The sequence below is a fragment of the Streptomyces sp. NPDC019531 genome (genome assembly GCF_044903305.1).
Lineage (GTDB): Bacteria > Actinomycetota > Actinomycetes > Streptomycetales > Streptomycetaceae > Streptomyces.
Genome location: NZ_JBJDQL010000055.1, coordinates 1 through 6,321, shown reverse-complemented (window position 1 = coordinate 6,321; position 6,321 = coordinate 1). Strand labels below are relative to the sequence as shown.

General features: G+C 70.9%; 8 protein-coding genes. 6 read left to right on the top strand and 2 right to left on the bottom strand.

What is annotated here, in order from left to right; all coding sequences use genetic code 11:
• Positions 1–1,341, bottom strand: a 1,341-nt coding sequence (locus tag ACI2L1_RS39355; RefSeq protein WP_404744254.1) for a penicillin acylase family protein, incomplete at its 3' end; no start/stop codon positions are given.
• Positions 1,342–1,419: 78 nt separating this feature from the next.
• Between ACI2L1_RS39355 and ACI2L1_RS39350 the strand changes: the two genes are divergently transcribed.
• From ACI2L1_RS39350 to ACI2L1_RS39335, 4 genes are all read left to right on the top strand, one after another.
• Complete coding sequence (locus ACI2L1_RS39350; RefSeq protein ID WP_404744253.1) at positions 1,420–2,139, top strand: siderophore-interacting protein; 720 nt, start codon at positions 1,420–1,422, stop codon at positions 2,137–2,139.
• Positions 2,140–2,178: 39 nt separating this feature from the next.
• Positions 2,179–2,766 carry an HhH-GPD-type base excision DNA repair protein gene (locus ACI2L1_RS39345; protein ID WP_404744252.1) on the top strand — a complete coding sequence of 196 codons (588 nt, stop codon included), beginning with the start codon at positions 2,179–2,181 and terminating at the stop codon, positions 2,764–2,766.
• A gap of 86 nt (positions 2,767–2,852) precedes the next feature.
• A complete protein-coding gene (locus ACI2L1_RS39340; protein ID WP_404744251.1) occupies positions 2,853–3,164 on the top strand; it encodes a hypothetical protein in 312 nt (103 codons plus the stop codon).
• Between the two features lie 49 nt (positions 3,165–3,213).
• Positions 3,214–3,336, top strand: a complete 123-nt coding sequence (locus ACI2L1_RS39335) for a hypothetical protein (RefSeq protein ID WP_404744250.1) — start codon at positions 3,214–3,216, stop codon at positions 3,334–3,336.
• Between the two features lie 19 nt (positions 3,337–3,355).
• Here the strand turns inward: ACI2L1_RS39335 and ACI2L1_RS39330 are convergent, their stop codons facing one another.
• Positions 3,356–4,897: a helicase HerA-like domain-containing protein gene (locus ACI2L1_RS39330; RefSeq protein WP_404744289.1), complete on the bottom strand. Its 1,542-nt coding sequence runs from the start codon at positions 4,895–4,897 to the stop codon at positions 3,356–3,358.
• A 170-nt stretch (positions 4,898–5,067) separates the two neighbouring features.
• On the opposite strand from ACI2L1_RS39330, the gene ACI2L1_RS39325 reads away from it, so the two are divergent.
• Positions 5,068–5,364, top strand: a complete 297-nt coding sequence (locus tag ACI2L1_RS39325; RefSeq protein ID WP_003999914.1) for a type II toxin-antitoxin system VapB family antitoxin — start codon at positions 5,068–5,070, stop codon at positions 5,362–5,364.
• A gap of 123 nt (positions 5,365–5,487) precedes the next feature.
• Entirely contained in the window at positions 5,488–6,108 is a 621-nt protein-coding gene (locus ACI2L1_RS39320) for a LytR C-terminal domain-containing protein (protein ID WP_404744288.1), read from the top strand.
• Positions 6,109–6,321 lie beyond the last annotated feature (213 nt).

Here is a 6,321-nt window from a genome sequence, read left to right as displayed (position 1 = left end):
GCCGTCGACAGCGCCGAACACCGGGGACCCGTAGCCGGCCAGGTGGTGCGGGACGCCGTCAGCAGCATCCGATACCAAGGAACCGCGACCGGCGACGTCCTGCGAGACGCCGTCGGCAGCGCCGAACACCGGGGACCCGTAGCCGGCCAGGTGGTGCGGGACGCCGTCAGCAGCATCCGATACCAAGGAACCGCGACCGGCGAGGCCCTGCGAGACGCCGTCGGCAGCGCCGAACACCGGGGACCCGTAGCCGGCCAGGTGGTGCGGGACGGCGTCAGGAGCGGCCGGGGTCAAGGAACCGGAGCCGTCCCGCACCTGCGACGTGGCGCCGTCGGTGCTGGGGCCCGAGCGCCGCTCAAGCGAACCGGCGTGCGGAGCCGCCACGTCGGCCGGTGCCTCCTCGTCCAGCACTCCCCCGTCCAGCCCCTCCGGCCCCCCGGCGATCACCGGTCCCCGCCCGGTCTCGATCACCTCGATCTCGACCGGGGACTCGCCCGCCACCTCGATGGTCTCCGTGTGCCGCCCGGCCCGGTGCCAGGCGCCGTCCGGGCCGAGGGCCTCCACTCCGGCGCCCGTGCGCCGCAACCGCTCCCGGTACAGGTCCTGGTAGTCGGCCATGGCGTTGGTGATGGACCAGGCGACCGTGCCGGTGTGGCCGAAGTGGGCGATGCCGGGTACTCCGGGGACGGCGAGGCCGATGACGTCGAACTCGGGGCAGGCCAGGCGGACCTGCTGGTAGACACCGGGGTCCTCGATGTAGCGGTGCGGGTCGCCGGCGAGGACGGCATGACCGCTGACGGTGCGCTCGCCGGCGACCAGCCAGCCGTTGCTGCCTGAGGTGCCCGGGCCGTCGGCGGCGAAGAGACCCACCGCGTCCGGCCCGAGGTGCCGTATCGCCTCGTCCCGCCAGAGCTTGGCCGGGAAACCGGCGAACAGGATGTGCGTGGCGAGCCAGACGCCGAGCGGGGTCCAGGGCTCCCAGCGCCCGGGGGCGAGGCCGGCGCGGGCGAACTCGGGGGCCGAGGCGGACGGGAGCTCCTCGTTGACGCCGTCGACGTACGCCCGCACCCAGTCGGCCGTCTCCGGGTCCCGTCTCTCCAGCGCCGCGAAACAGCGTCTCGCCGTGTCGTCCAGGCGGGCCCGTCTCGCGAACGTGTCCCAGGACAGCGCCGTGGCGCCGAGGAAGGCGGCCGAGGTGCCCTGCGCGCGGTGCCGTTCGACCTCCAGCTGCCAGGCGCGGTCGCGGGCGGTGACCCGGCCCTGGGCGCGGGCGAGCTCACGCGCGCTGTCCGCGCGGAGGTGGGGTATCCCCCAGGCGTCTCGGTAGATCTCGATACTCACCTTCGAACCCGCTTCCCTTAAGTTAGGCTTACCTAAGTTCTATTGGCGTGGGAATCGTACGCGAGGGATACAGAGACCATGGGGCAGGGGCACGGCTGGGAGGGCGCGGTCCTCCGACTGCTGCGCGCGAAGGACTTCGAGTTCACCGTGACCGGTGCCGAGGACGTCACCGGCGAGTACCGCCGGGTGCACCTCACCGACGGCGGGATGCTGGCCGCCACCGGGGTCCACCCGACGATGTGGGTGCGTCTGTGGTTCTCCGCCGAGGGCAGACCGCACCAGCGCGCCTACACCCTGGTCGACCCGGACCCGGAGGCCGGCACCTTCACCCTGGAGTTCGCGCTGCACGACGGCCGCGCGAGCGACTGGGCCCGTACGGCGAAGCCCGGCGACACCATCGAGGCCACCGTGCACGGCACCGGCTTCGACCATCCCGACCCGGAGCCCACCCATGTCTTCGCCTTCGGCGACCCGGCGTCCCTGCCCGCCCTCAACTCCCTCCTCGGCGCCCTGGACTCGTCCCCGGCGACCGTCTGGTTCGAGGGCGGCGGGGACGACCTCCCCTTCCGCACCGACCCGACCCGCCACGAGCTCCGCCGGGTCCTCCGCCTCGACTCCGGCACGCACCTGGTCGCCCAGGTGAAGGCCGACCTGCCCGGTCTGCTGAAGACCCACCCGGACGCGTACGTCTGGATCGCCTGCGACACGGCGACGACCAGGACCCTGTCGTCGTACGTCCGCAAGGAACTGGGCGTCCCGAAACAGCGGGTGCACGCGCTGGGGTACTGGCGGCCGTAGCCCGCGCACCGCGCCGGTGACAAGGGCATCATCGGAGTCATGGACGTCACCCTTCACCTCGCCCAGGACCCCGAGGCCGACGAACTCCTCGGCCGCTCCCCGCTCGCCGCGCTGGTCGGGATGCTGCTGGACCAGCAGGTTCCGATGGAGTGGGCGTTCAAGGGCCCCCGCACCATCGCGGACCGCCTCGGCGCGAGCGACCTCGACGCGCACGAGATCGCCGCGCAGGACCCGGAGGCCTTCGCCGCGCTGCTCTCCGAGAAGCCGGCCGTGCATCGGTACCCCGGCTCGATGGCCAAGCGGATCCAGCAGCTGTGCCAGTACCTCGTCGAGCACTACGACGGTCAGGCCGAGCTGGTCTGGAAGGGCGTGGCCGACGGGTGGGAGCTGCTGCGCCGGTTGCAGGAGCTGCCCGGCTTCGGTCAGCAGAAGGCCCAGATCTTCCTGGCGTTGCTGGGCAAGCAGCTGGGGGTTACGCCGTCGGGGTGGCGGGAGGCGGCGGGGCCGTACGGTGAAGCCAAGTCCTACCGCTCGGTCGCCGACATCACCGGGCCCGAGTCGCTGGCCAAGGTGCGGGCGCACAAGCAGGAGATGAAGGCGGCGGCCAAGGCCGCGAAGCAGAAGTAAGGGCGCCCTCAAGGGGCACTGCTGTGAACGGGTGAAATTCAGGGCCGTTGTGATGAGACGGGCGCGTCGGGTGGCACACGACCAGGGTGAGCTCCGCACGACGACCCCGGTACGGCCGCACCTGGCTGCGCACGCTCGTGCTGCTCCTCGCCCTCCTCGTGCCGGCCGCCCCCATGAACGAGGCGCACGGCGTGGGCGCCGGGGAGATCGTCGAGTACGACGTCCTGGACACCGCCGTGCGGCCACCGGCCCGTGTCGTCCACCGGACGGCCGCACGTCTGCGTACCGCTCCGCGGTCGGAGGCGGCTCCCGCTGTCCCCGCGCACCGGCCGGTGCCGGGGTCGCCGCAGCCGCCGTACGCCCCGCCCGCCCCGCGTTCCGTGGTCCTGCGCTGCTGACAGAGCCCGCTCCCCAGGCCTGCTCAGCACTCACGCAAGGAACACCGTCATGCCCACTGACCCGTACGCGATCCTGCGCGCGCTGCTGCGCGCGGAGGCCGCACGCAGCACACCGAAACCGCCGACGGCCAAGCGGAAGAGGCCGCCGGAGAGGGAACAGAAACGCGGCTGATCCACCGGAGGAGGCGGGCCTACCGCCTCCTCCGGGCCGTACCGAAGAGCGAGCGGGTGATCTCGCGCCCGATCTGCGTGCCCACCGACCGCGCGAGGGACTTGAACATGCCGCTGCCGACGACCTGTTCGACGACGGAGGGGTCCTCCTTCGGCTTCCCGGCCGGCGCCTTCATCTCGTCCGGGCCCTTGGCGCCGCGCGAGCTCAGCTTCTCGTAGGCGGACTCTCTGTCCACAGCCTGTGCGTAACGTCCGTGCAGCGCGGAGGTCTTGACCGCCGCGTCGAGGACACCGGCGTCCACGGGTCCCATGAGGGACTCGGGCGCCCGCAGCCGGGTCGCTGCGACGGGCGTGGGCGCGCCCTTCTCGCTCAGCACGGTGACGACGGCCTCCCCGGTCCCGAGTCCGGTGAGCAGTTCCTCCAGGTCGTAGGCGGAGTCGGGGAAGGTCTTCACGGTCGCCTTCAACGCCTTGTGGTCGTCCGGCGTGAACGCCCTGAGCGCGTGCTGGACCCGGTTGCCGAGCTGAGCGAGGACGTCGGCGGGTACGTCCTTCGGGGTCTGCGTGACGAAGAAGACGCCGACCCCTTTCGAGCGAATCAGCCGGACGGTCTGGGTGATGGAGTCGAGGAACGCCTTCGAGGCCCCGTGGAAGAGAAGGTGCGCCTCGTCGAAGAAGAAGACGAGCTTGGGCCTGTCGACATCCCCGACCTCCGGCAGGTCGTGGAACAGATCGGCGAGCAGCCACATCAGGAAGGTCGAGAAGAGCTGCGGCCGGTCCTGTACGGCGGCCAGCTCCAGCACGGACACGAGCCCGCGCCCGTCGTCGGCCGTCCGCAGCAGCTCGGCGGTGTCGAACTCCGGCTCCCCGAAGAAGTCGGCCATGCCCTGCGCCTCGAAGGCGGTCAGCGACCGCAGGATGACCCCGGCGGTGGCGGTGCTCAGCCCGCCGATGCCCTTGAGTTCACCTTTGCCCTCGTCCGAGGTCAGGAAGGCGACGACCGCCCGCAAATCCTTCAGATCAACCAGTTCCAGCCCCTTCTGGTCGGCGTAGTGGAAGATCAGGCCGAGGGACTGCTCCTGGGTCTGGTTGAGCTGGAGCACCTTGGACAGGAGCACCGGCCCGAAGCTGGTGACGGTGGCCCGGACGGGAATGCCGTGGCCGATGCCGCCGAGGGCGTAGAACTCGGCGGGAAACCCGGTGGCCACCCACTCCTGATGTACGTCGGCGGCCCTGGCCCGCACTCTCGCGTTCTGAACGCCCGGCGCCGAAACGCCCGACACATCCCCCTTGATGTCCGCGAGGAACACCGGCACGCCCTGCGCGGAGAGCTGCTCGGCGATGAGCTGGAGCGTCTTGGTCTTGCCGGTGCCGGTGGCGCCGGCCACCAACCCGTGCCGGTTGAGCATCGGCAGGGGGATCCTGACCTGCGCGTCCGCCAGACAGACGCCGTCCCACAGCAGCGCGCCCAGATCCAGCGCGGGTCCGGTGAAGGCGTAGCCGGAGGCGATCTCCAGGGCCTCCCGCGGCAGGGCACCGGAGGCAGGTTTTGCCTCCGGCATGGACCGGTCGGCAGTTCCCGCCGAAGTCCTGCCCACACCCCCGGGCGTGGTCTTTCGCTCGCTCATACCAGACCCCTGTTCCCGATTCGCCCCTTTTGTTGTTCTTTTTTCAGCGTCGCACTCGGTCGCCATGGCTGCGCCCGGAAGGTCTTGACCGGTAGGCTTTCCGTGTGATCTTCAAGCGCATCGGAAACGGCCGGCCGTACCCCGACCACGGCCGGGAAAGCACCCGGCAGTGGGCGGACGTCGCACCGCGCCCGGTCCGCCTCGATCAGCTCGTGACGACCAAGGGCCAACTCGACCTGGAGACCCTGCTCGCCGAGGACTCCACGTTCTACGGCGACCTGTTCGCGCATGTCGTGAAGTGGCAGGGCGACCTGTACCTGGAGGACGGCCTGCACCGCGCGGTGCGGGCGGCGCTCCAGCAGCGACAGGTCCTGCACGCGCGTGTGCTTGAGCTGGACTGAGTGACCGCGCTGTAAAGGTTTGGCCCTTTCGGGTTCTCCTGCACGCGGGTCAATGATCATCTAGTAGGCATCACCGCCCGGGCGCACTACGCTGCGCCCATGAGCATGCTGACTCCCCCCGGCATGGGCGGTAAGTACCGGATCAAGGGAGACAAGTACCCCCGGATGCGCCGGCCTCGGCGACGAGGCAGGCTCGCGTTCGGGGTGGTGGCCTCCGTCGCCGCGCTGAGCCTGGCCGGATGGGGCACGCTCCAGCTCATCGACGTGTTCACGGGCGGCGACAAGGCCTCGGCGGCCGGCCCCGAGACGGACTGCGCGACGAAGAAGGCGACCGCCTCGCCCTCATCCTCCGCGGCCGCTCTCCCGAAGCCGGGCCAGATCACCGTCAACGTCCTGAACGCCACGGCTCGCGGCGGGCTCGCCAAGACGACGGCGGACGAGCTGAAGAAGCGGGGCTTCAGGATCGGCGACGTGGGCAACGCGACGGCGACGTACGACAAGAAGGTCAAGGGCGTCGGGATACTGCTCGGCCCGTCCTCCGCGCTGAAGACCTCGTTGCCGGTGCTGGGCACACAACTCGCCTCCGCGGAGACGCGCACGGACACACGCAAGGGTGCGGAGGTCGACCTGATCATCGGGACGGCCTTCAAGAACCTCACGGCGAAGGCGGCAGCCGACAAGGCCCTGGCCGCGCTGACTTCGCCGCAGCCGACGGCCACGGCTTCGACCAAGCCGAGCTGCTGAGTTCCTTCACCCAAGGGGATGCCAGGTCGGGCGGCTGCGGCCCGGTGGGGGCTGATCGCGCAGTTCCCCGCGCCCCTGAGTGGGGACGCTGTACGCACCTTTAGCCGCGTACGGCGAGAAGGGGACGGGGTGGGGGGTGTCCGCCCGCAGCGGCCGGCGTCCGTTATCCAGCACATCTGAATCAACAGCACCCGCCGGACCGAGGACGGACAC

What these genes read in the sequence shown, in the direction of transcription:
- ACI2L1_RS39350 (WP_404744253.1), top strand. Translation starts at nt 1,420, where the DNA reads ATGGGGCAGGGGCACGGCTGGGAGGGCGCGGTCCTCCGACTGCTGCGC.
- ACI2L1_RS39345 (WP_404744252.1), top strand. Translation starts at nt 2,179, where the DNA reads ATGGACGTCACCCTTCACCTCGCCCAGGACCCCGAGGCCGACGAACTC.
- ACI2L1_RS39335 (WP_404744250.1), top strand. Translation starts at nt 3,214, where the DNA reads ATGCCCACTGACCCGTACGCGATCCTGCGCGCGCTGCTGCGCGCGGAG.
- ACI2L1_RS39330 (WP_404744289.1), bottom strand. Translation starts at nt 4,897, where the DNA reads ATGCCGGAGGCAAAACCTGCCTCCGGTGCCCTGCCGCGGGAGGCCCTG.
- ACI2L1_RS39320 (WP_404744288.1), top strand. Translation starts at nt 5,488, where the DNA reads ATGGGCGGTAAGTACCGGATCAAGGGAGACAAGTACCCCCGGATGCGC.